Origin of the sequence: Streptomyces qaidamensis (genome assembly GCF_001611795.1) — a bacterium.
In the GTDB taxonomy this organism is placed as follows: Bacteria; Actinomycetota; Actinomycetes; order Streptomycetales; family Streptomycetaceae; genus Streptomyces; species Streptomyces qaidamensis.
In genome coordinates this window covers 8,226,334-8,247,215 of sequence record NZ_CP015098.1, presented here as the reverse complement: position 1 = coordinate 8,247,215, position 20,882 = coordinate 8,226,334, and the positions used below count along the sequence as shown (strand labels likewise).

Genomic DNA, 20,882 nt, shown 5'->3' with positions numbered 1-20,882 from the left:
GGCCGCTACGCTGACCGCCGAGCCGGCGGCGGGCGTGTGCCCGTGGACGTGTCCCTCCGGCGCCGTGCTCTGCGCGGCGCACCCCGCCCGGCCCCGCCGCGCCACCCGCCGAACGGCGGGCAGGTTCCGCCGCACGGCGGCGCCCGCTGCCGGGGCCACCGGGCCGACCATGGCTGCCCGAGCCGCCGTGACCTCGCGTGAGGAGACGCCATGACACACGTACCGCCCCCGTTCGACCCCGAACTCGCCGCCGCCCTGGAGCTGATCAAGGACATGATCAGCCCGGGGCTGGCCCCCGACGAGATCGCCGAGGTGCGCCAGGGCCCGGGCATCCAGATGCTGGCCGACCTGGACCTGACCATGGGCGGGGCGTTCGAGGTGGAGGACCGGCAGGTGCCCGGGCCGCAGGGTGAGCCGGACATCTCGCTGCTGATCTGCCGCCCGGCCGCGGCGGAGTCCGCCGGGCCGCGTCCCGTGATCTACCACGTGCACGGCGGCGGCATGGTCATCGGCAACAACCGGGTCGGGGTGGACGTACCGCTGGCGTGGGCGCAGGCTCTGGACGCCGTCGTGGTGTCCGTCGAGTACCGGCTGGCGCCGGAGCACCCGCATCCCGCGCCGGTCGAGGACGTGTACGCCGGGCTGCTGTGGACCGCGGATCACGCCGCCGACATCGGCGCCGACCCCGACCGGATCGTCATCGCGGGTGCGAGCGCCGGCGGCGGGCTGTGCGCGGCCCTGGCCCTGCTCACCCGGGACCGCAAGGGGCCCCAGCCGATCGGGCAGGTTCTGATGTGCCCGATGCTCGACGACCGCAACGACACGCCCTCCACGTACCAGATGGCGGGCCTCGGAGTGTGGGACCGCACCGCCAACGAGACCGGCTGGACCGCGCTGCTGGGCTCGCGCCGCGGTGGCCCCGACGTACCGGCGTACGCGGCTCCGGCCCGCGCCGAGGACCTGACGGGGCTGCCTCCGGCCTTCCTCGACGTCGGCTCGGCGGAGACCTTCCGGGACGAGGTCGTCGCCTACGCGTCGCGCATCTGGCAGGCCGGAGGGGTGGCCGAACTGCATGTGTGGCCGGGCGGCTTCCACGGTTTCGACGGGTTCGCGCCTCAGGCGGCGGTGTCGCAGGCGGCTCGCGGGGCGCAGGTGGCCTGGCTGCGGAGGCTGCTGGGGGTGTGACGGCCGGGGTCGGCGGGCCCCGGTGCGGCCGTCGAACGCCGACGGCCGCAAGAGCGGCCGCATACCGCACTATGGGCCTATGAAAGAGCTGGCCGGGCGGCTGACCGCCCTCGATCCGGATGCCGGTGCGGCGGTCCGGGTCATCGCCTACTTCGACCGCCTGGCCGAGTCCAGGGCCGGGGTGGAGGCACTCGTGCGCGGTGCCGCGGTCCTGGCCGGCTGTCCGGCCCGGCTGGTGGACCCGGAGCGGCGCGTACACGTCCGGGTGGAGGCCGACGGCGCTCGGAGTGACACCGACGTCCCGCCGGATCCGGCCTGGCCGTCGGCGGCCTTGAGCCCGGGCGGCGCGGGGGTGTTGTGGCTGGAGCGGGGAGGGGACGGAGCCGGGTCCGGCGGCCTCGCGGCGACGGGGCAGGGCGCGCGCGACGGCGCGGCCGCGCCCGTCGCCCCCAGCGTCGTCGACGCCGTGATCCTCGAACGGGCCGCCGGTGCCCTCCGGCTGGTTCTCGACCGCACGCGTGGGCGTGCCCCGGCAGACGACCCGGCCCTGGTCGAGACCCTCCTCGACGCCACGGCCCCCGAGCAGGCCCGCCTGCACGCCGCCCGCCGCCTCGGTCTGGACCCCACGGCCCCGGCCCGGGTCCTCGCCGCGCTGAACGGCCGGCCACAGGTGATACCCGCCGACGCGGAGACAGCGCCGCTCGCGGGCCGAACGGCCGCGGAAGCCCCCGCCCGGCCACACACCGGCGCAACGAACCCCGCAACCCCTCCACGCCCCGCCACCGTCCACGGCACGACAAACACCGACGCGGCCGACGCCACCGACGCACCGCCCCGGCCCGACCGCGCGGGCGGCGCGACGCCCTCGCGGTCCGGCGATCCAGCCCGCTCGGCCGCCCGGTCAGCGCCGGGACTCCGGACCGGCGCAGGGGTGCTCACCCCCGAAGCCCGCCCATCGGCCGCGCAGGCCGCCGCTCCCCGTCCCCGGACCGGACCGACCGCCGACCCGGCCTCCACCGTCACCGGTCTCCGGCCCGCTCCCCCGGACCCGCGTCTGCCCGCCGGGCGTCTCGGTGTCGGACCCGCCGTTCCCGTGCTGGAGTTGCCCCGGTCCTGGGCCGAGGCCCGGACCGCGCTGCGGTTCACCGCCGAGGGCACGCCGCAGGACCCCGGGCCTCAGGTCGTGCACGCCGACGAGCTGGGCGGGATCGCCCTCCTCGCCGATGTCGTCGCGCCGGGCTCCGAGCCGCCACCCGACGTCCGTGCGCTGGAGGCCGCCGCGGCGAACACCCCCTGGCTGCCGGCCACCCTGCACGCGGTCGCGTCGTCGGGGAGCCTGCGGGCGGCCGCCGCCGGGATCAACGTCCACCACTCCACACTCCAGGACCGGCTGACCCACGCCGAGCACCTCCTCGGCTGGCCGCTGCGCACCCCGCAGGGCCGGCTCCGGCTGCAACTGGCCCTGACGATGCGCAGGCTGGCCCGGCCGTGAACGCCGTACGCCCGACGTGATCCGGATCGCGCCGGCGGCCCGCCCGGCCGCTCGTTCCCTGCGGCAGACTGTCCGGGCGGCCTCTCTACACGATCCGGGAGCTTGAGGCATGAGCGTGCAGCGGTATCCCCTGGCCGGGGTCACGGTGGTCAGTCTGGAGCAGGCCGTGGCGGCGCCCTACGCCACCCGGCAGCTCGCCGACCTCGGCGCCCGCGTGATCAAGGTGGAGCGGCCGGGCGGCGGCGACTTCGCCCGCAGGTACGACACGACGGTGCACGGCCACTCCAGCTACTTCGTCTGGCTGAACCGATCCAAGGAGTCCCTCACCCTCGACCTGAAGGACCCCCGGGGCCACGAGATCCTGCACGACCTCCTCGACGGCGCCGACGTCTTCGTACAGAACCTCGCCCCGGGCGCCGCCGCCCGCCTCGGGCTGGACGCCGCCACCGTCACCGACCGCCGCCCGGGCCTGATTCCGTGCACGATCTCCGGCTACGGCACGACCGGCCCCTGGTCCGACCGCAAGGCCTACGACCTGCTCGTCCAGTGCCAGACCGGGCTGGTGTCGCTGACCGGCACCCCCGACGGGACCGCCCGGACCGGGATCTCCGTCGCCGACATCGCCGCCGGGATGTACGCCTACAGCGGCGTCCTCACCGCCCTGTACACCCGCGCCACCACCGGCGAGGCGCACCCCGTGGAGGTGTCCCTGTTCGAGGCGCTGGCGGAGTGGATGGGCCAGCCCGCGTACTACACCCGGCACGGCGGCACCCAGCCTCCGCGGCTCGGCACGCAGCACGCCACCATCGCGCCGTACGGGACGTACACCGCCGCCGACGGCCAGGAGGTGCTGTTCTCCATCCAGAACGAGCGGGAATGGGTGGCGCTGTGCGCCGAGTTCCTCGGCCGTCCGGAGCTGGTGGACGATCCGCGGTTCGCCACCGGCTCCGACCGTGTCGCCCACCGCGAGGAGCTGAACGCCGTCGTCGCCGAGCGGTTCGCCCGCTCCGGCTCGGACGAGATCCTGAAGGACCTGGAGCGCATCGGCATCGCCTGCGCCGGGGTCAACGACGTCGCCGCCTTCCTGGACCATCCCGTGCTGGCCGCCCGTGGCCGCTGGAGCGAGGTCGAGGTGCCGGGCGCCACCGTGGAGGCCCTGCTCCCGCCCGCCGACCTCGCGGGCCTGCCCGCGCGCATGGACCCCGTGCCGGCCGTGGGCGAGCACACCGATGCGATCCTGACGGAACTGGGCCGCACCGCCGAGGAGGTGGCGGCCCTCCGCGCGGACGGAGTCGTCTGAGAGCAGGCCCCCGGCCGGTCGCCTAGCCGGACTCGGCGGCCGAGCGGGCCGCCTCCTCGGCCGCCTGCTTGCGCGAGGCGCGCAGGCTCGTGAAGGTCGTCACCGCCAGGACCAGCACGATGAAGCTCAGCGAGAACGGGATGCCGATCTCGGGGACGTGGACACCCGACTCGTGCAGCGCGTGCAGCACCAGCTTCACGCCGATGAAGCCGAGGATGATCGACAGGCCGTAGGAGAGGTGGACCAGCTTCTTCAGCAGGCCGCCGATGAGGAAGTACAGCTGGCGCAGGCCCATGAGGGCGAAGGCGTTCGCGGTGAACACGATGTACGGGTCCTGCGTCAGGCCGTAGATGGCGGGGATGGAGTCGAGGGCGAACAGCACGTCGGTCGAGCCGATCGCGAGCATCACGACCAGCATGGGCGTCATGATGCGCTTGCCGTTCTCGGTGATGAACAGCTTCGTGCCGTGGTAGCGGTCGGCCACGCCGAAGCGCTGCTCCGCCATCTTCAGCAGCTTGTTCTCCTGGTACTCCTCCTCGTGGTCCTGCGTGCGGGCGTCCTGGACCAGCTTCCAGGCGGTCCAGATCAGGAACGCGCCGAAGAGGTAGAACACCCAGGAGAAGGTGGAGATGATCGCCGCGCCCGCCGCGATGAACACCGCCCGCAGCACCAGGGCCATCAGGACGCCGATCATCAGCACCCGCTGCTGGTACTGCGTGGGCACCGCGAACTTGCTCATGATCAGGACGAAGACGAAGAGGTTGTCGACACTGAGCGACTTCTCGGTGATGTACCCGGCGAAGAACTCACCCGCGGGCCCGCTCCCATCGAAGTACCACAGCCCCACGCCGAACAGCACGGCCAGGACCACCCACACCACCGTCCACGTCCCGGCTTCTCTGATCGAGACGTCGTGCGGCTTGCGGCCGACGAAGAAGTCCACGGCGACGAGTACGCACAGGGCTGCCACGGTCAGCAGCCACACGGACAGCGAGACGTTCACTTGTTGCTCCTGATGCAGATGTGGGGAAGGGACATCCTCGTCCGGCGTGGCTGGTTTCCGCCACTCCCGCCAGGTGAACAAGCGGTCAAAGCTGCACGTGCAACGCCTCCAGGACGTCCTGGTCCGTCAGTTGCCCGAAGTCCTCGTACCAAAGGCCCACGGCCATGAACGCGGCCGGCCGGTGCAGGCAGATCACCTCGTCCGCCTCGGCGCTCATCAGGTCGGCCCCCTCCGGGGAGCAGACGGGCGCGGCCAGGAGCACCCGTGCGGGTGCCTGCCGGCGTACGAAGCGCAGTGCGGCGCGGGCCGTGGAGCCGGTCGCCAGTCCGTCGTCGACGACGATCACGGTCCGTCCGCGCAGGTCCGGGGCGGGCCGGCCCTGCCGGTACAGCCGCTCGCGGCGCCGCAGTTCGGCGCGCTCCCGCTCGATGACGCCTGCGAGGGCGGCCTCCCCGATGCCGAGGTGGCGCAGGGCGTCCTCGTCGAGGAGCGGCACCTCGTCCCCGGCCATCGCGCCGACGCCGAGTTCTTCCTGGTGGGGAGCCCCGATCTTGCGTACGACGAGCACGTCGAGCGGGGCGTGAAGCGCCTCGGCGACCTCGCGCGCCACGGCGACACCGCCGCGGGGCAGGGCGAGGACGAGGGGATCGGGCAGGGCCCCCTCGCGCTGCCGGGCCCGCAGTGTTTCGGCCAGTTCCTCACCGGCCTGCCGACGATCACGGAACAGCATGACGGTCACCTCTGCTTCCCGCACGGAGAGGGCCCTCGGCCGGTCCGGCTCCCGCGTACCCCCGCGTCCGCCGGACGATGCACACCAACGGGTCACCGGCCATTGGCGGTCTCTACCTGCTGGTCGCACCACTGCCGGGCGGCCTGGGTGACCTCGTCCAGTGCGCCCGGTTCCTCGAACAGGTGGGTGGCGCCGGGCACCACGTGGAGGGTGGGCGGCGTGGGCAGCCGTCGTGCCGCCTCCTCGTTGAGCCGCAGCACGTGCGTGTCCCGGCCGCCCACGATCAGCAGCACCGGGGCCCGTACGGCGTCCAGGGCGTCACCCGCCAGGTCGGGCCGTCCGCCGCGCGAGACGACCGCCCGTACCCGGTCGGGCCGTTGGGCGGCGGCGACCAGAGCCGCGCCCGCGCCGGTGCTGGCGCCGAACAGGACCACGGGCAGGCCCGAGGTGCCGGGTTCCCGCGCCAGCCAGTCGAGGGCGGCCACCAGCCGGCGGCCCAGCAGGGGGATGTCGAAGCGGAGTTCGGCGGTGCGGGCGTCGAGCCGTTCCTCCTCCTCGGTGAGCAGGTCGATCAGCAGCGTGCCGAGCCCGGCGGTGCGCAGGCCGGCGGCGACCTCGCGGTTGCGGGGGCTGTGCCGGGAGCTGCCGCTGCCGTGCGCGAACAGCACGACCGCGCGGGCGTCCGGCGGCACGGTCAGATCGCCGGTGAGGGCTGCGCGGCCCGCGGGCAGGGTGACCGTCCGGGAGATCATCGTCAGCCTCCTCTCCCTCGGTTCCCGTGGTACCCACACCGCGGTGGACGTCCCATGGCGCGATCTGTGGGATGCGTGTCGTTGACGCCGTACGTCGGGCCGGTGGAGCGTGAGGGGCGTGACCGATCGCCGTATCGTCTTCGTCGTCTTCGACGGTTTCCAGCCGCTCGACCTCACCGGACCGCACGAGGTGTTCCACAGTGCGGTCGGGTACGCCTGTGACGTCGTGGCGCCCCGGGCGGGGCCGGTCCGGTCGGTGAGCGGGCTGCTCGTGCACGCCGGGCGCGGCGTCGCGGACCTCGATCCGGCCGGGACGGACACCCTCGTGGTGGTCGGCGGCCAGGGCGTCGACCAGGCTCGCAAGGACGTGGAGCTGGTCGCGTGGGTCGCCGCCGCCGCGGCCGGTGCCCGGCGGGTGGCCTCGGTGTGCAGCGGGGTGTTCCTGCTGGCCGCCGCGGGGGTGCTGGACGGGCGGCGGGCCACCACGCACTGGGCCCGTGAGGAGCAGTTGGCCCGGGAGCATCCCGAGGTGCGGGTGGACTGCGACCCGATCTTCGTCCGGGACGGGCGGGTGTGGACGTCGGCCGGGGTGACCGCCGGGATGGATCTGGCGCTCGCCCTGGTGGAGGACGACCTGGGCCGGGACGTCGCGCATGAGGTGGCCCGCCGGCTGGTGCTGTTCCTGCGCCGTCCGGGCGGTCAGTCGCAGTTCAGTGTGGCGCTGTGGTCGCGGCAGCCGGCGACGGACCCGGTGCGGGCCGCGGTCACCGCGATCCACGCCGATCCGGGGGCCCGGCACGACATCGCCGGCCTCGCCGCGCACGCCGGGCTGAGCCCGCGTCATCTGCAGCGCCGCTTCACGGCGGAGATGGGCGCGCCGCCGGCGGCGTACGTCGAGCGGGTGCGCGTCGAGGCGGCGCAGCGCGCGCTCACGGACGGGGACGAGCCGGTGGAGGCCATCGCCCGCCGCTGCGGCTTCGCCACGGCCGAGACCCTGCGCCGCACGTTCCACCGCCGGCTCGGGGTCACGCCGTCGGACTACCGCGCCCGGTTCCGCTCCACCATGGGACCCCTTGAACCTCCGGGCCCCCTGGGCCCCCTGCCGGATTCCGCAGAGGAAGGACGAACCGCATGACGACCTACGGCCTGCTGGTCTTCGAGGACGCCGAGGAGCTCGACTTCGTGGGGCCCTGGGAGGTCTTCACCGTCTCGGCCCGGCTCCGGGAAGCCGGCGACACGGCGGTGCTGGTCTGCGAGCGCCCCGGGCCGGTGCGCTGCAACAAGGGCCTGCGCGTCCTGCCCGACCACACCTTCGACGACCATCCTCCGCTGGACGTGCTGCATGTGCCGGGCGGGCTGGGCGCGCGCGAGAGCCAGCTGCACAACCCGGCCGTGACCGGCTGGATCGGGAAGACGGCGGAGCGGGCCGCGTGGGTCCACGGTGTGTGCACCGGCACGTTCCTGCTGCATGCCGCCGGACCCGCCCGGGGCCGCCGGGTGGCCACGCACTGGAGCCGGGAGGACACCCTGGAGGCGCGGGGGGACGTGACGGTGGTCCGGGACGTCCGCTACGTCGTGGACGGGAACCTGGTCACCAGCCAGGGCGTCTCGGCGGGGATCGACAGTGCGTTGTGGCTGGTCGGGCGGTTGCACGGACGGGAGCACGCGCGGGCCGTACGGCGCTACATCCAGTACGATCCGGCGCCGCCGTACCTCGCGGACGAGCCCGTCTGATCCGCAACGCGCGGGCCGGGCCGCATGGGAGGGCCGGCCTCGGGCAGGCGATGTTCATGGGCGGTGACACGGACGACGGCGGGCAAGGACGGCAGCCGGGTGAGTGCGGGCACTGGGCGGTGCCGCATCCGGGCGACATCCGGATCGAGGCGTGGGCGGCGTGCAGAGAGCATTGTCTGGCGGAGGCCGTCCTGGCGATGGTGGAGTGTTTCGCGGACGTCTCCGGGGTGCGGCCCACCGCCGTGGACCGGGTACGGCTGCCCGAGGCCAGCGACGACGACCTGCTCGCCGCGCTGCTGGACGAGGTCATCTTCCGGCTGGAGGCGTACGGGCAGGTGCCCGTGGACGTGGAGGCGGACGAGGCCGACGGCGGCCTGGACGTACGGCTGGCCGTCACCGGCATCGCGGACGTGGAGATCACGGGGGCGGTTCCGGTGGCGGTGGCGTGGAACCGGCTGCGGATGGGGCCGGACCCGTACGGGTGGTCGTGTGCGGTGACGGTGGACGCCTGACCTACCGTGGAGGGATGGGCGGCGGCGTCGTGACGCTGTTCCTGTGCGGTGACGTGATGCTCGGGCGCGGCGTCGACCAGATCCTCGCGCATCCCGGTGATCCGGCGCTGCGTGAGGCGTACGCCGAGGACGCCCGGGCCTACGTCCGGCTGGCGGAGTCGGTGCACGGTCCGGTGCCGGCGCCCGTGGCTCCGTCGTGGCCGTGGGGCGAGGCGCTGCGGGTGCTGGACGAGGCCGCCCCGGACGCCCGGATCGTGAACCTGGAGACGTCGGTGACGGGCGGCGGCACGTTCGCGCCCGGCAAGGAGATCCACTACCGGATGCACCCGTCGAACCTGCCGGCGCTGGCCGTGGCCCGGCCCGACGTGACGGTCCTCGCCAACAACCACGTCCTGGACTTCGGCCGCCCGGGCCTGCTGGAGACCCTGGACGTGCTGGCCCGGGCGGGGCTGCGGACGGCGGGCGCGGGACGGAACGCCGACGAGGCGTACGCGCCCGCGACGATCCCGCTCCCGGGCGGCCGGCATCTGCGGGTGTTCGCCCTCGGGGCCTACTCCAGCGGCATCCCGTCCGGCTGGGCGGCGACCGCGCACCGGCCGGGTGTGGCGTACCTGCCCGGCTTCTCGGGAGCCGCCGCCGAGGCCGCGGTCCGGCGCCCGGGAGAGGCCGGTGGCCTCACCGTCGTGTCCGTGCACTGGGGCTCGAACTGGGGGTACCGCGTCCCGCGCGAGCAGATCCGTTTCGCACACGCGCTGGTGGACGGTGGTGCCGACGTCGTCCACGGGCACTCCTCGCACCATCCCCGGCCGCTGGAGGTGTACCGGGGCCGGCTGATCCTCTACGGCTGCGGCGACTTCGTCGACGACTACGAGGGCATCTCCGGATACGAGGAGTACCGCGACGATCTGCGGCTCGCCTTCCTCGTGTCGGTCGAGCCGGACAGCGGGCGGCTGGCCGGGCTGCGCATGGTGCCGTTCCGGGCGCGGCGGATGCGGCTGGAGCCGGCGTCCGGGGAGGACCGTGCCTGGCTGCGCGCGACGCTGGACCGGATCAGCGGTGGGGTGGGGGTGGAGCGGGCGGCCGACGGTTCGCTGGTCCTCGCCGCGCCGGCCGCGTGACGTGGCAGGGCGTGGGAGGCCGGCTGGGCGGGAGGGGGAGGTCAGCCGGGCGTAGGACCACAGCCGGGCGAAGGAGGTCGGCCGGGCGTGGGAAGTCGGCTGGGCGGGAGGGGGAGGTCAGCCGGGCGTGAGACCACAGCCGGGCGAAGGAGGTCGGCCGGGCGTGGGAGGTCAGCCGGGCGGGAGGGGGAGGGCAGCCGGGCGTGAGACCACAGCCGGGTGAGGGAGCTCGGCCGGGCGTGGGGGTCAGCCCGCCCACGCCACCAGCCGTTCGCGGCTTCCCGGCTCCCGCAGCCGGGCGAGTGACTCCTTCTCGAGCTGACGCACCCGCTCGCGGGTCAGCCCGACGCGCCGGGCGACCTCGTTGAGCGTGCGGGTGTGCCCGTCGTGCAGCCCGTAGCGCAAGCTGAGGATCATGGCCTCGCGGGGCGCGAGCGTGCCGACGGCCTCGCGGAGTTCCTCGGCGAGCGCCCGGAACTCGGCCACCTCCGGGGCCTGGAGCACCTCGGTGTCGGCGATGAGGTCGCCGACGACGGTCTCGCCCGCCTCGTCCACCGGCGTGTCCAGGCTGACGGCGTCCCGCCCGACGTGGCGCAGCCAGCCGATCCGGTCCTCGGCGAGGCCGCTCTCCCGGGCCACCTCCCCGACGCTCGGTTCACGCCCCAGGTCGAGGCGGAGCCGCCGCTCGATCTTGGCGATCTTCTGCAGTTGCTCCACGACGTGCATCGGGAGCCGGACGGAACGCGCGTGCGCCGCGAGGCCCCGCTCGATCGCCTGGCGGATCCACCAGGTCGCGTACGTGGAGAACTTGAAGCCCTTGGTGTGGTCGAACTTCTCCACGGCCCGGATCAGCCCCAGGTTGCCCTCCTGGATGACGTCCAGCAGGGGCAGACCGCGGTGGGCGTGCCGTTTCGCCATCGACACCACGAGCCGGAGGTTGGCCCGGACCATGTGGTCCTTGGCCGCCTGCCCGTCCCGGACGGTGTCCTCCAGGTCCCGGCGCCCCTGTGCCGTGAGGTCGTGTTCCCCGGCGTCTGCCAGGTCCAGCCGCTCCAGCGCCCGCAGGCCGGTTTCCATCCGCCGGGCCAGCCGTACCTCGTCCTCCGCGGTGAGCAGCGGGGTCGCCGAGATCTGTGCGAGGTACTGGCCGAGGAGGTCCGGCTCCTCGTCGGGCTCGGGGATGCGGCTGCGCAGCCGGGCGGTGCGGGCCGGTGCGCGCCGGTCCTCACGGACACTCGCCGCGGGGTCTTCTGCCAGGGGAGACATCGTCGGGCTCCTCCCTCCCCCGCCTCGTTCCGGCTCGCCCCGGCGGGTACCCGGGGGAATCGGTCCGAACCGTGTGCCCCGGGGCCCACGGGGGTACTTCGGGCCACATGACCGGCATCGAACTGAGCAGCAACGCGTTCAACGACCACTCCTTCATCGCGCGCCGGCACGCGTACGAGGGACCGAACGTCTCTCCGCCGCTGACCTGGAGCGGTGTGCCGGACGACGCGGCCGAACTGGTCCTGCTGTGCGAGGACCCCGACGCCCCGTCGGGCACCTTCGCGCACTGGGTCGTGGTCGGCATCGACCCGCACAGCGACGGCGTCGAGGCCGGGCAGAGCCCGCCGGGCGGCACGGAACTCGTCAACGGCTACGGGCAGCACGGCTGGGGCGGCCCCCATCCGCCGCCGGGTGACGACGCCCACCACTACTTCTTCCGGCTCTACGCGCTGTCCGAACCGTGCGTCCTGCCCGACGCGCCGCGCGCGGACCAGGTGCACGAGGAGGTCGAGAAGCACCGCCTCGCGGACGGGACGCTGGTGGGGCTGTACCAGCGCTGAGCCTCCACCCCGCGCCACCCGCGCCACAACGGTTGGTTGTGGCGCGGGTGCGGGGCGGTTGTTTGCCCGGCCCGCCCGGTTCTCGCTTGGATGACTCCCGGACAACGCCGGGTTGTCCGGGAGAGCGGGGAGTGCGCCGGGTATGGCGGGCAGACGGTCGCTGGGGCGGCGGTTCGGATGGCTGTGGGGCGCGTACGCGGTCAGCACGGCCGGCACCTGGCTCGCGTTCGACGCGTTCGCCCTGATCGCGGTCCTGGCCCTGGACGCCGGACCGGCGCAGGTGTCGCTGCTGGCGGCGGTGGGGCCGGCGGTCGGCGCTGCGGTGTCGGTGCCCCTCGGGCCGTGGGTGGAGGTCCGCCGCAAACGGCCGGTGATGATCGCGACGGACCTGGTCCGGTGCGCGGTGCTGCTGAGCATCCCCGTGGCGTTCGCACTCGGCCGACTGAGCTTCGGCCAGTTGCTGCTGGTGTCGGTGGCCGTCGCGGCGGCCGACATCACCTTCAACGCGGCGGCCGGGGCGTTCCTCAAAGACCTCCTGCCGCGGCAGGACCTGCTCGTGGCGAACGGACGGTTCGAGGCGACGACCTGGACTGCCAGCATGGTCGGCCCGCCGCTGGGCGGAGCCGCGATCGGCCTGTTCGGCCCGGTGACGACGGTGGTGGCCGACGCGGTGAGCTATCTGCTGTCGGCCCTCGGCATCCGGGCGATCGGCGACGCCGAGCAGCACCCGGCACGACCGGAACCCGCGGTGACCCGGGCCCGCGACCTGCTGGCGGGCTGGCGCCACATCCTGGCCGATCCGGCACTGCGCCCGCTGTTCCTCAACACGCTCCTGGTCAACTCCCTGATCCTGGCGGCGTCTCCGCCGCTGCTGATCCTGATGGTCGACGACCTGCACTTCGCTCCCTGGCAGTACGCCCTCGCCTTCGCGGTGCCCTGCACCGGCGGCCTGCTCGGCTCCCGTCTGGCCCCGCGCCTCGTCGCCCGCCACGGCCGGCACCGGGTCCTGGTCACGGCGGGGGCGCTGCGGGCCTGCTGGCCGATCGGCCTGGCCTTCACCGGCCCCGGCACGCCCGGCCTGGTCCTGGTCATGCTGGTCGAGTTCGGCCTGATCACCTGCTGCGCGGTCTACAACCCGGTCCTCGCCACACACCGCCTCGACCGCACCCCCACGGGCCGGGTCACCCGCACCCTGTCCGCCTGGTCGGCCACCGGCAAGGCCACCACCGCGACGATGACCGCCCTGTGGGGCGTACTGGCCGCCCGGACCGGTCCCCGCACGGCCATCGCACTGGCCGGTGCCCTGCTCCTCGTCACGCCGCTGCTGCTCCCCCGCCGGGAGGACACCACGGAGGCCGGCGATGAACCGGCCTCCGTGGCAGTGCGGTCCGACGGCGGCTGACCGGACCGGGGCCTGGTCAGACCGCCCCGGGCACGTCCTCCGTGACCCCGTTCAGCTCGGAAGCCGGGTCGGTGCCGTACGGGCGGGTGAGGATCTCCAGACCGTGGCCCGCCGGGTCGGGGAAGTAGACGCCCCGGCCCCCGTCGTTGCGGTTGATGCGGCGGGGGTGGTTGCCGTGCGGGTCGGCCTGGATGGGGACGCGGGCCTCGACGAGACGGTCCAGGGCCCGGTCGAACTCGTCCTCGGAGACGAGGAACGCGTAGTGCTGCACGGGGATGTCGGCGTCGACGGTGGCGAAGTCCAGGGTGACGCCGTTGGCGGTCTTCACGGGCAGGAACACACCGGCCGGTGCGCCGACCTCCAGTCCCAGGATCTCTGCGAGGAAGTGAGCGGACTTCTCCCGGTCACGGGACAGAACGATGGTGTGGTTGAACTCGACTGACACGGTTGAATGCCTCCACGGGCATCTCCGCGGCGCCTCCATGCCTCACCCGGACGGTGACCGGCACGCGATGCCGCGCGGTGGATCGTAGACAGGGACCGCGGTGGCCGTCGAGCGGTTTCCGGCCGTGTTCGAGGCCGGCCGAACGGACCGTCCCGCCATGGGCGCCCGCGGCGGCCAGAAGACCGCGGGCGTCCCGGACTGCTGACGCACCGTCGTCCGGACACGCCTGCGGCGGACCACCGCGAGATCGGTGGTCCGCCGCAGGCGTGTGGCCCGTGGTGCGGCTCAGTACCAGGCGGTGTTCACCAGGTCGTGGCCGTCGCACGAGAGCAGGGCGCGCGAGACGCGGCCGTTGAGATTGTTGCCCATCTGCGTGTAGGCGTAGTTGATGCCGGCGTCCACGGTCTCGGAGACCCAGCCGTCGTTGCGGCCCGTGCCGTTGTTGGAGCGCTGCAGTACGGCCACGCAGCCGGGCCGGGAGTTCTCGATCCGGGCGAACGAGCCGCACTTGTCGGAGTAGAAGTACTTCAGGGCCATGCCCTCGGCGTACTGGGTGGGCCCGATCTGCCGGAACGTGCCCGTGCAGAACGAGGTGGTGGGGTACTGCCCCTCCATGCCGTAGAGACCGTAGTTGCCGCCCGAGTGCGCCTGGGCGTGGGCGGAGGTCGGAAGGAGCGCCATCACCGCGGCGGCGCCCCCCGCGGCCAGCAGTGTCGTGAGTGATCGGCGGCTCATGAGTCCTCTTTCGTTTCGTGTGCCGTGGGGTGGTCGGGTCGTGCGCGGCGACCGGCCCCCGTACCGGCCGCCGCTCGCTGTCGTGACCGTACGGGGCGTCACCCCACCGCCGACACCTGACATCTATCAGGGTCGAGGCCGCAGGCCGCCCGCTCCGCCGGAGCCCTGACATCCGTCAGGAGCGCCCGCCCCGCCGGGGCTCCTATCGTGGCGCCGCGGGCCGAGGTCCCGTCGGACAACCGGGCGATCCAGGAAGGGCAACCATGCGCATGCTCCTGCGCGGCGCCGCCGCGCTCGCGGCCGTCGTCACGGTCGCGTCACTCACGAGCGGTGCCGCGGCACACCCCCGAACGCAAGGGGCGGCCGGGACCATCCGGAGCTCCGCAGCGGCCCAGATCCCGCCCGGCGTCACCGCCGGCGTCGCCGTCTTCGACCGCCAGACCGGCACGTTCACCGAACAGGTCAACGACAGCGCGCAGTTCCGGTCCGCGTCGGTCGTCAAGCTCCTGCTGGCGCTGGACTTTCTGTGGGACCGCGGGCCCGACTACGTCATCCCCGCGGCCGACCGCGCCCGGCTGGAGCCGATGCTGCGCGGCAGCGACGACGACGCCGCGAACCACTACTGGTCGACGTACGGCGGCTCGGCGATCATCGAGCGGATGCTCGACCGGCCTGAGGTCGGTCTGCGCGACACGGTGGCACCGCCCGCCGAGTACGCGGGATTCTGGGGCTACACGGCCATGTCCGCCCGGGACACGGTGGCCGTCTACCGGTACATCCTGGAGAAGGCACCCGCGCCCGTCCGCACCTTCATCATGGACAACCTGCGCCGATCCACCCGTTGTTCCGCCACCGACCACTTCGACCAGCACTTCGGCATCGCCGGGTCGTTCGACCGGCCCTGGGCGGTGAAGCAGGGCTGGTCCGGGAAGTTCGCCAAGGGCACGTGCGGCTCCCAGGCAGCGCCCGCGGCGACGCCTGCGGAGTCGGCCGCCGCTCCCCGTGCCGCCGCCGTGGACCTCACCCGCCCCGCGCTGCACACAACCGGCACGGTGGGCACGAACGACCGCACGATCGTGGCCGTGCTGACCCTGCACGCGGTCGGCACGACGTACGGCAAGGCGTACACCGACATCGGCCGGCTGACCCGCTCGCTGAACGTGCCGGGCGGGGTTCGACCCGCCGGGACCTGGTTCGGCACGTGGGGCGAGCTCGTCAACGTCCGCAAGGGACCGGCCACGGGCGACGAGCGGATCACCCGGCTCCCCGCCGGCGTCGAGGTGCTGGTCGGCTGCCAGACCCGGGGCGAGGTGGTCAGTGTGCCGCCCTACACCAACGACTGGTGGGCCTATCTGCCCCAGTACGGGGGCTACATCTCCAACATCTACATCAGCTCGCCGGACAACCGGCTGCCGAACGTCCCGGAGTGCGGCTCGCCGCGGCCGTGACGGGAACGGGGGACGAGCGGTGGGCGGGGCTGCGGCTCCGCCCACCGCTCGCGTTCGTGCCGCTCAGCCCTCGTACTCGGCGAGGTAGCGCATCACCTTGTCCACGTGCGGCCGCACCCGTTCCGGCACGCCGCGTTCCTCGATGACCGTGCGGTCGCTGGTGCGGTACCCGGCCGCGACGAGTGCGGGGAGGTCCTTCTTCGGCAGCCCTGCCTGCTTGAAGCGCTGGTCGAGCCAGCACACGTACAGGCTCATGGTGGAGATCGCGTCCGGTGGTGACATGTGGTCCTTGTCGCCGTCGCCGTCCCCGTCGACGGCCCAGGCCCGGAACACCGACGGCGTCCACATGGCGATGCCGTACTCCTCGCTCTCCGGGCGGGAGGCCTTGGCGTCGAAGTTGCTCTCCGCCTTGATCAGCGCGGCGAGCAGAGCCGGGGTGATCTCCTCGTCGGTGCAGCGGTGGGCCGCGCGGGCGATGACGGGACGCAGCGCGTCGGGTACGTCGGAGTCCTCGGGAATCTCCCCGGGGGGCGCGCTGGGCGTGCTGGTGGCCGTGGGGGTGCCGCGGTCGCGTTCGTCGTCCTGGGTGAGGCCTCCTTCGCCTCCGCCGAGCAGGGCCGCCCCGGCGACAGCGGCGGCGGTCAGGACGACGACCCCGGCTGCGAGGGCGGGCATCCGTCTTCGGGGGCGGTGCGGACCGGCGGTGGCGGCCTCGACCCGGGCGGCGACGCTGCCGGCCGTGTGCGGGAGACGGGCGGCGTGGTCCGGGGCCAGGCAGTCGGCGATCAGCCGCCGCAGGTCCTCGTCGAGGCCGGCGTCGAGCCGCAGGGGGGCGGTGCCGCGGGCGTAGGTCTGGGCGGCGAGCGAGCGGGCCCGGGCCGTCGCGCCCGGGAAGGGGTGGAGGCCGCCGGTGAGGACCTGGTGGGCGAGGACACCGAAGGCCCAGATGTCGGCGGTGGGCCGGACGACGGCGCCCTGGGTACCGGTGCGCTGGGACCACCACTCGGGCGGCAGGTGGTCGAGGGTGCCGAGCGGCGGCAAGTGGGCGTGGGTACCGTCGAGTTCGGCGGCGAGACCGAAGTCCGCCAGCCACACCTCGCCGCCGGGGCCCAGCAGCACGTTGGCGGGTTTGAGGTCGCCGTGCACCCAGCCGGCCTCGTGCATGTGGGCGAGCCCGGCGGCGACTCCGCGCAGGACGCGGTCGGCGTCGGCGATCGGCCCGCCCGTCGCGGCGGCGTCCAGTACGTCCTTCAGGCTGGCCTCGGCCCGGTCCATGACCAGCGCGATCGCGCCGTCCAGGGCGGGCAGTTCCGGTGCCTCGACGGTGCACACGGCGTGGGTGCGGACGAGGTGGGGGTGGTCGGCCTCCGCGCTGAACCGGACCTCGCGCGCCACGAGTTCACCGAGCGCCGCGCGCTGCCCGGGCCCCAGGGCGCCGGTCGGGAGCACCTTCACCGCGACGGGCGTGCCGTCGGCGACCGTCCGGGCCTCGTAGACGGTTCCCCAGCCGCCGGAGCCGATGACCGCGCCCACTTCCCAGCCCTCGATGCGGAAGCCCTCCGGGAGCCCGGGCGGGCGGGGCGCTTCCAGATCGTCGTCCCGTTCCTCGGGCGTCGTCATGCGCGGGCCTCCTGCTGGTCGGTGAGGCGGCCCGCGCCGCGGGGCGGCAGCAGGCCGAGGTGCTCCTCGCCGACGAGACCGAAGCGCAGGGCGACGGAGGCGAGCCGGGTGCGCTTGGCGCCGGTACGGCCGCCGTCGGCCGCGGTCGTGGCTTCCTCCCCGAGGTCCAGGCGCAGTTTGGCGAAGGCCAGGTAGTCGATGTGGTAGTTGACCGCGGAGCGGGTCAGGTCCCGGCAGGACTCCAGGGGCCGCAGCCGCTCCACGATCTGGCCGACGCCGGGCAGTGCCGAGTCGGAGGGGTCGCGCAGGCGGGGTTCGCACAGGGCCACCAGGACGAGGAAGTACTTCGACGTCGGGTCCAGGGCGAAGGGGTGGACGGTCTGTTCGCCGCCACCGGGCACCGACTGCTCGCCGAGATAGGCGTGCTGGGGTGCGAACACCTTGAACGTGGCGGTGCCGGACAGGGCGGGCAGCACCACGCGGGAGAACTCGAAGGGCACGGGCGCCCCGAGCCGCCCGGGCGCGACGGTGAGGTACTCGCCGGCCCCCTCCAGGTTCTCCACCACGTACGACACGCTGCGGCTGAAGTTGGACAGCCGCCAGTAGTCGCCCGCCGCTTCCAGTTGCCCGGCCCGGCGGGAGATCCCGGGGTCGGTGAGCACGATGCGCACTCCCGCCCCGCCGCGTCCGAAGTCCGCGATGTCCCCCGGTCCCAGGTGGATCAGTTCGGGACTGCCCGACTCCTCCGCACCCCACTGGGTGGTGCCGGGCAACTGCACGATGATCGTTTCCACGCGGACTCCCCCGCTGATGTCGCCCCCGATTTGGTCGCGAGGATTGTACGGTCGGCTTCCGCTTGCCGCGGAGCCGGCCGGGCCGCCTCAGGGGCGTTTTCCCGGCGTCGTGCGACGAGCTCGGAGACGGTCGTACAGCGGTTCCGGTCCGGCGGGGCGGCTGGGCGCGGCCACCGGTTGGCGGCGGCCGCGTGCCCTCAGCCGAGGCAGATGACGAGCAGGCAGAGTTCCTTGGGCTTGCTGTCTGCGGGAGACGCCTCGGGCGGAGTGGTCGCCGCGGGCGGGGGTGTCGAGGGGGACGTCGGCTGCTGGGCGTCCGAGCCCGACCCGGCGGCGGGCGCCGTCGTCGGCTCGGTGGCGTCGGACGCGGTGGAAGCGGCGTCGCCGGTGGCCGTGTCGACGGTGTCGGTGACGGTCTTGCGCCGGGGCGGGGTCGTCAGCGGCAGCTCGCGGGGTGCGGCGGCCGCGTCCGTCCGCGTGCCGGCCGGCGCGGTGCGGGGGTCGGCGGCCCGGGACCGCTGGTGGCGCGAGGCTCGGTCGGCGTGCGGCGGAGTGGTGGGGGTGGCCTCGGAACGCGGGGTGCCGGCCTGCCTCGACGTCGGTTCGGCATACGTCGGCGCCTCCCCCACGGAGCCGCCCATGGTCGTGTCCTGCGGCGTCGTGGCCGCCTGCACACCGGGCTTCGCGTTCCCGTTCATCGCGGCGACGGTCAGACCGCCTCCGACGAGCGCGACCGCCGTCGCGACCACGGCCCGGCGCTGGTTCTTCTTCCAGCGGGCCAGCTGGCGACGCCTGGCCGCCCGCCCCTGCGGCCGGGCCTCGAAGCCCTCGGCCGTGTCCGCGTTCGTGTCCATGCCCGCGTCCGTGTCCGTGTCCGTGTCCGTGTCCGGGGAGTCGTACGCGTCGGACGAGCCGGAGGCGGGGCCTTCGTGCGTACGCGCGCGGGTCTCGTCCCACAGGGTGCCGTCGTGCCACGTGCCGGTGGCGGCCGGGTACTCCCAGGTGGCCGGTCCGCCCGGGGTCGTGACGGGCGCGGGGGCCGGGCCGGTCCGGCCGTCGACGACACAGGGGTCGATGTCCGGGGCGTAGGCGCCGCACCCCGGGCAGACCAGGGCGCCGTTGAGGTGCCGACGGCACGACGAGCAGTAATCCATGTGTGGTTTTCCCGATCTGGCTGTTCCGGCGGCTCGCCGGCCGCGCCTGGTCACGTTCGCACGTGGGATCGAGCCGTAACGCTAACGAGACTTTGAAAGGGTGGTGTGCAGTCTGTGTGACACCCCTGCACAGATCCTCGGGATCTCGCGTGTGCCCCAAGTGACTCGTGAGTAAAAGAATCGCAACGTGGGAACGCTCAGACCCCCACCGTCACGGAGCCAGCCCCTCCACTCGTGTCGCCCCTCAACTCCCCCTATTTTCCTGCCGACTGACGCACAACCCTTTGAACGCCCGGCGGGTCACACCATGCAGGAGCAACCACCTCGAAGAGTTGCATGGGGGAAATATGCGATTCACCCGTTCCATCCTGGCAGCGTCCGCCGTGGCGGCACTGTCCGTGGGAACCACGACCGCCCTGGCGTCGCCGGCCTCGGCCGCACCCAACACCACTCCGCAGAAGGTCTGCGGCAGTGGGTACAAGACGGTCAACTCGGCGAAGGTCGGCTCGCTGGGGACCGTCTACCTGACCTACAACGCCTCCAACGGCCAGAACTGCGTCACGACCATCCGCAACAACCCGGGCAAGGCCGTGAACATGTCCGCCTGGATCTCCGTCCCGGACACCGGGGAGAGCCACTACGACGAGGGTCTGTTCACGTCGTACGCCGGACCGACCCACGTCTACGGCAAGGGCCACTGCGTCGACTGGGGCGGCGGCATCGCGAACACGTATGTGCAGGTGTTCGGCTCCAACTGCGGCTCGCTGAAGGAGCACCGGGTCACGTTCACCCGCTGACCCCCTCCGGCCGGGCTCCACGGGCGACCGTGGGGCCCGGCTTCTCCGTGCCGACCAGGCACGGCGGAGCCGAAAGGTCCCGCAGGTCCAGGAAGGTCGCCGCGACCGGCACCATGACACGCCAGGCACCTGCTCACTCGTCCAGCAGCCGGCGCAGCCACTTCAGGCGTGCGGCCAGGGCCGTGCGGGCGAGGGGCGCCTGGCGGCCATGCCGAGCAGCTCAGTGAGCATCGTCGGCAGCTGCCGCCGGGAGGGCGCCATGGAGAGCGGCGGCACGACGCTCAGGTCCGGCCGTCCGGCCGTCCGGCGGTCGTGGCGAGGCCGCCACCGTGCCTCCGAGGACGGCCGGCCAGGTCCACTCGGGGGCACCGTGGGCGGCACGCCGGCAGTCCGAGGGGTTCAGTCCCCAGGCCTATCGGCTCTAATCCGTGCCTGCCCCGGCCCGGGATGGGGGACCGGCAGATCCGCAAGCCGCAGGGCGTCGACGGGGCCGGGCCGGTCGAGAACCAGAGCGCGCATGAAGGGTCTGTGCTCCTGGGCGAGTCGTCATGGGTATGTGGTGCGCCCTCTTCGCCGGGCACAGCGGCTGCCTTTCCGGATCCACGAGGACCCGGACGTGGCCGCATCCGCGTGCCGGCTCCGCCGAGAGGCCGAGGACCCCGGCGCCGCGGGGAGGCCGGCGGGCCGCGGCCGGGCGGGAAGCCCCGCCCGACTCCCGCCGCAGTGCCGCGCTGCGCAGGGCTTCGGTACCGCCCAGACGCGCGACGAGAGCGGACTCGAAGGGCCGGCCACTGTCACCATCAGGGCCTGATGCGGCATCAAGCCAAAGTTGTGC

The 20,882-nt window shown here is 73.7% G+C and carries 20 protein-coding genes and 1 pseudogene; 12 read left to right on the top strand and 9 right to left on the bottom strand.

Annotation, left to right across the window (positions count from 1 at the left end):
* Positions 1 to 210: 210 nt before the first annotated feature.
* The 4 genes and pseudogenes from A4E84_RS36160 to A4E84_RS36150 all read left to right on the top strand — a co-directional run bounded on the left by A4E84_RS36160 (position 211) and on the right by A4E84_RS36150 (position 3,977).
* Complete coding sequence (locus A4E84_RS36160; RefSeq protein ID WP_062930594.1) at positions 211 to 1,185, top strand: alpha/beta hydrolase; 975 nt, start codon at positions 211 to 213, stop codon at positions 1,183 to 1,185.
* Positions 1,186 to 1,264: 79 nt separating this feature from the next.
* Positions 1,265 to 1,861: pseudogene (locus A4E84_RS45970) on the top strand (PucR family transcriptional regulator); the annotation flags it as partial.
* Complete coding sequence (locus A4E84_RS45965; protein WP_470661541.1) at positions 1,856 to 2,677, top strand: PucR family transcriptional regulator; 822 nt, start codon at positions 1,856 to 1,858, stop codon at positions 2,675 to 2,677. The pseudogene A4E84_RS45970 and the gene A4E84_RS45965, both read left to right, overlap by 6 nt.
* A 109-nt stretch (positions 2,678 to 2,786) precedes the next feature.
* Positions 2,787 to 3,977: a CaiB/BaiF CoA transferase family protein gene (locus A4E84_RS36150; protein WP_062930592.1), complete on the top strand. Its 1,191-nt coding sequence runs from the start codon at positions 2,787 to 2,789 to the stop codon at positions 3,975 to 3,977.
* A gap of 22 nt (positions 3,978 to 3,999) precedes the next feature.
* Here A4E84_RS36150 and A4E84_RS36145 read toward each other — a convergent pair whose 3' ends face one another.
* The 3 genes from A4E84_RS36145 to A4E84_RS36135 all read right to left on the bottom strand — a co-directional run bounded on the left by A4E84_RS36145 (position 4,000) and on the right by A4E84_RS36135 (position 6,462).
* Positions 4,000 to 4,980: a TerC family protein gene (locus tag A4E84_RS36145; RefSeq protein WP_062930591.1), complete on the bottom strand. Its 981-nt coding sequence runs from the start codon at positions 4,978 to 4,980 to the stop codon at positions 4,000 to 4,002.
* 85 nt (positions 4,981 to 5,065) lie between these two features.
* Positions 5,066 to 5,710 carry a phosphoribosyltransferase gene (locus tag A4E84_RS36140; RefSeq protein WP_062931753.1) on the bottom strand — a complete coding sequence of 215 codons (645 nt, stop codon included), beginning with the start codon at positions 5,708 to 5,710 and terminating at the stop codon, positions 5,066 to 5,068.
* Positions 5,711 to 5,802: 92 nt separating this feature from the next.
* Positions 5,803 to 6,462, bottom strand: coding sequence for a dienelactone hydrolase family protein (locus A4E84_RS36135; protein WP_062930590.1), 660 nt, complete (start codon positions 6,460 to 6,462; stop codon positions 5,803 to 5,805).
* 118 nt (positions 6,463 to 6,580) lie between these two features.
* On the opposite strand from A4E84_RS36135, the gene A4E84_RS36130 reads away from it, so the two are divergent.
* Genes A4E84_RS36130 through A4E84_RS36115 form a run of 4 tightly spaced genes read left to right on the top strand, consistent with a single transcriptional unit; the run spans position 6,581 to position 9,826 of the window.
* Positions 6,581 to 7,597: a GlxA family transcriptional regulator gene (locus A4E84_RS36130; protein ID WP_107308426.1), complete on the top strand. Its 1,017-nt coding sequence runs from the start codon at positions 6,581 to 6,583 to the stop codon at positions 7,595 to 7,597.
* Positions 7,594 to 8,196, top strand: a complete 603-nt coding sequence (locus tag A4E84_RS36125; RefSeq protein WP_062930589.1) for a DJ-1/PfpI family protein — start codon at positions 7,594 to 7,596, stop codon at positions 8,194 to 8,196. Before A4E84_RS36130 ends, A4E84_RS36125 begins: the two co-directional genes overlap by 4 nt.
* A 56-nt stretch (positions 8,197 to 8,252) precedes the next feature.
* Complete coding sequence (locus tag A4E84_RS36120; RefSeq protein ID WP_062931752.1) at positions 8,253 to 8,708, top strand: archease; 456 nt, start codon at positions 8,253 to 8,255, stop codon at positions 8,706 to 8,708.
* A gap of 14 nt (positions 8,709 to 8,722) precedes the next feature.
* Positions 8,723 to 9,826: a CapA family protein gene (locus tag A4E84_RS36115; protein WP_062930588.1), complete on the top strand. Its 1,104-nt coding sequence runs from the start codon at positions 8,723 to 8,725 to the stop codon at positions 9,824 to 9,826.
* A gap of 246 nt (positions 9,827 to 10,072) precedes the next feature.
* Here the strand turns inward: A4E84_RS36115 and A4E84_RS36110 are convergent, their stop codons facing one another.
* Positions 10,073 to 11,092 carry a sigma-70 family RNA polymerase sigma factor gene (locus A4E84_RS36110; protein WP_062930587.1) on the bottom strand — a complete coding sequence of 340 codons (1,020 nt, stop codon included), beginning with the start codon at positions 11,090 to 11,092 and terminating at the stop codon, positions 10,073 to 10,075.
* Positions 11,093 to 11,199: 107 nt separating this feature from the next.
* On the opposite strand from A4E84_RS36110, the gene A4E84_RS36105 reads away from it, so the two are divergent.
* Both A4E84_RS36105 and A4E84_RS36100 read left to right on the top strand, forming a co-directional pair.
* Complete coding sequence (locus tag A4E84_RS36105; RefSeq protein WP_062930586.1) at positions 11,200 to 11,652, top strand: YbhB/YbcL family Raf kinase inhibitor-like protein; 453 nt, start codon at positions 11,200 to 11,202, stop codon at positions 11,650 to 11,652.
* Positions 11,653 to 11,794: 142 nt separating this feature from the next.
* A complete protein-coding gene (locus tag A4E84_RS36100; protein ID WP_062930585.1) occupies positions 11,795 to 13,054 on the top strand; it encodes an MFS transporter in 1,260 nt (419 codons plus the stop codon).
* 16 nt (positions 13,055 to 13,070) lie between these two features.
* Here A4E84_RS36100 and A4E84_RS36095 read toward each other — a convergent pair whose 3' ends face one another.
* Both A4E84_RS36095 and A4E84_RS36090 read right to left on the bottom strand, forming a co-directional pair.
* Positions 13,071 to 13,499, bottom strand: a complete 429-nt coding sequence (locus tag A4E84_RS36095; RefSeq protein ID WP_062930584.1) for a VOC family protein — start codon at positions 13,497 to 13,499, stop codon at positions 13,071 to 13,073.
* 285 nt (positions 13,500 to 13,784) lie between these two features.
* Complete coding sequence (locus A4E84_RS36090; protein ID WP_062930583.1) at positions 13,785 to 14,234, bottom strand: hypothetical protein; 450 nt, start codon at positions 14,232 to 14,234, stop codon at positions 13,785 to 13,787.
* Positions 14,235 to 14,497: 263 nt separating this feature from the next.
* Between A4E84_RS36090 and A4E84_RS36085 the strand changes: the two genes are divergently transcribed.
* The gene (locus tag A4E84_RS36085; protein ID WP_062930582.1) at positions 14,498 to 15,682 is read left to right on the top strand and encodes an SH3 domain-containing protein; all 1,185 of its coding nucleotides are present in this window, start codon (positions 14,498 to 14,500) and stop codon (positions 15,680 to 15,682) included.
* 63 nt (positions 15,683 to 15,745) lie between these two features.
* On the opposite strand, the gene A4E84_RS36080 is transcribed toward A4E84_RS36085, so the two are convergent.
* The 3 genes from A4E84_RS36080 to A4E84_RS36070 all read right to left on the bottom strand — a co-directional run bounded on the left by A4E84_RS36080 (position 15,746) and on the right by A4E84_RS36070 (position 19,250).
* Positions 15,746 to 17,302 (bottom strand): serine/threonine-protein kinase, encoded by a 1,557-nt coding sequence (locus A4E84_RS36080; protein WP_062930581.1) that lies wholly within the window; start codon positions 17,300 to 17,302, stop codon positions 15,746 to 15,748.
* Positions 17,299 to 18,096 carry a hypothetical protein gene (locus A4E84_RS36075; protein ID WP_062930580.1) on the bottom strand — a complete coding sequence of 266 codons (798 nt, stop codon included), beginning with the start codon at positions 18,094 to 18,096 and terminating at the stop codon, positions 17,299 to 17,301. The genes A4E84_RS36080 and A4E84_RS36075 overlap by 4 nt, the downstream gene beginning before the upstream one ends.
* Positions 18,097 to 18,293: 197 nt before the next feature.
* A complete protein-coding gene (locus A4E84_RS36070; protein ID WP_062930579.1) occupies positions 18,294 to 19,250 on the bottom strand; it encodes an SCO2400 family protein in 957 nt (318 codons plus the stop codon).
* Positions 19,251 to 19,597: 347 nt separating this feature from the next.
* Between A4E84_RS36070 and A4E84_RS36065 the strand changes: the two genes are divergently transcribed.
* The gene (locus A4E84_RS36065; RefSeq protein WP_062930578.1) at positions 19,598 to 20,047 is read left to right on the top strand and encodes a hypothetical protein; all 450 of its coding nucleotides are present in this window, start codon (positions 19,598 to 19,600) and stop codon (positions 20,045 to 20,047) included.
* Positions 20,048 to 20,882: the final 835 nt, after the last annotated feature.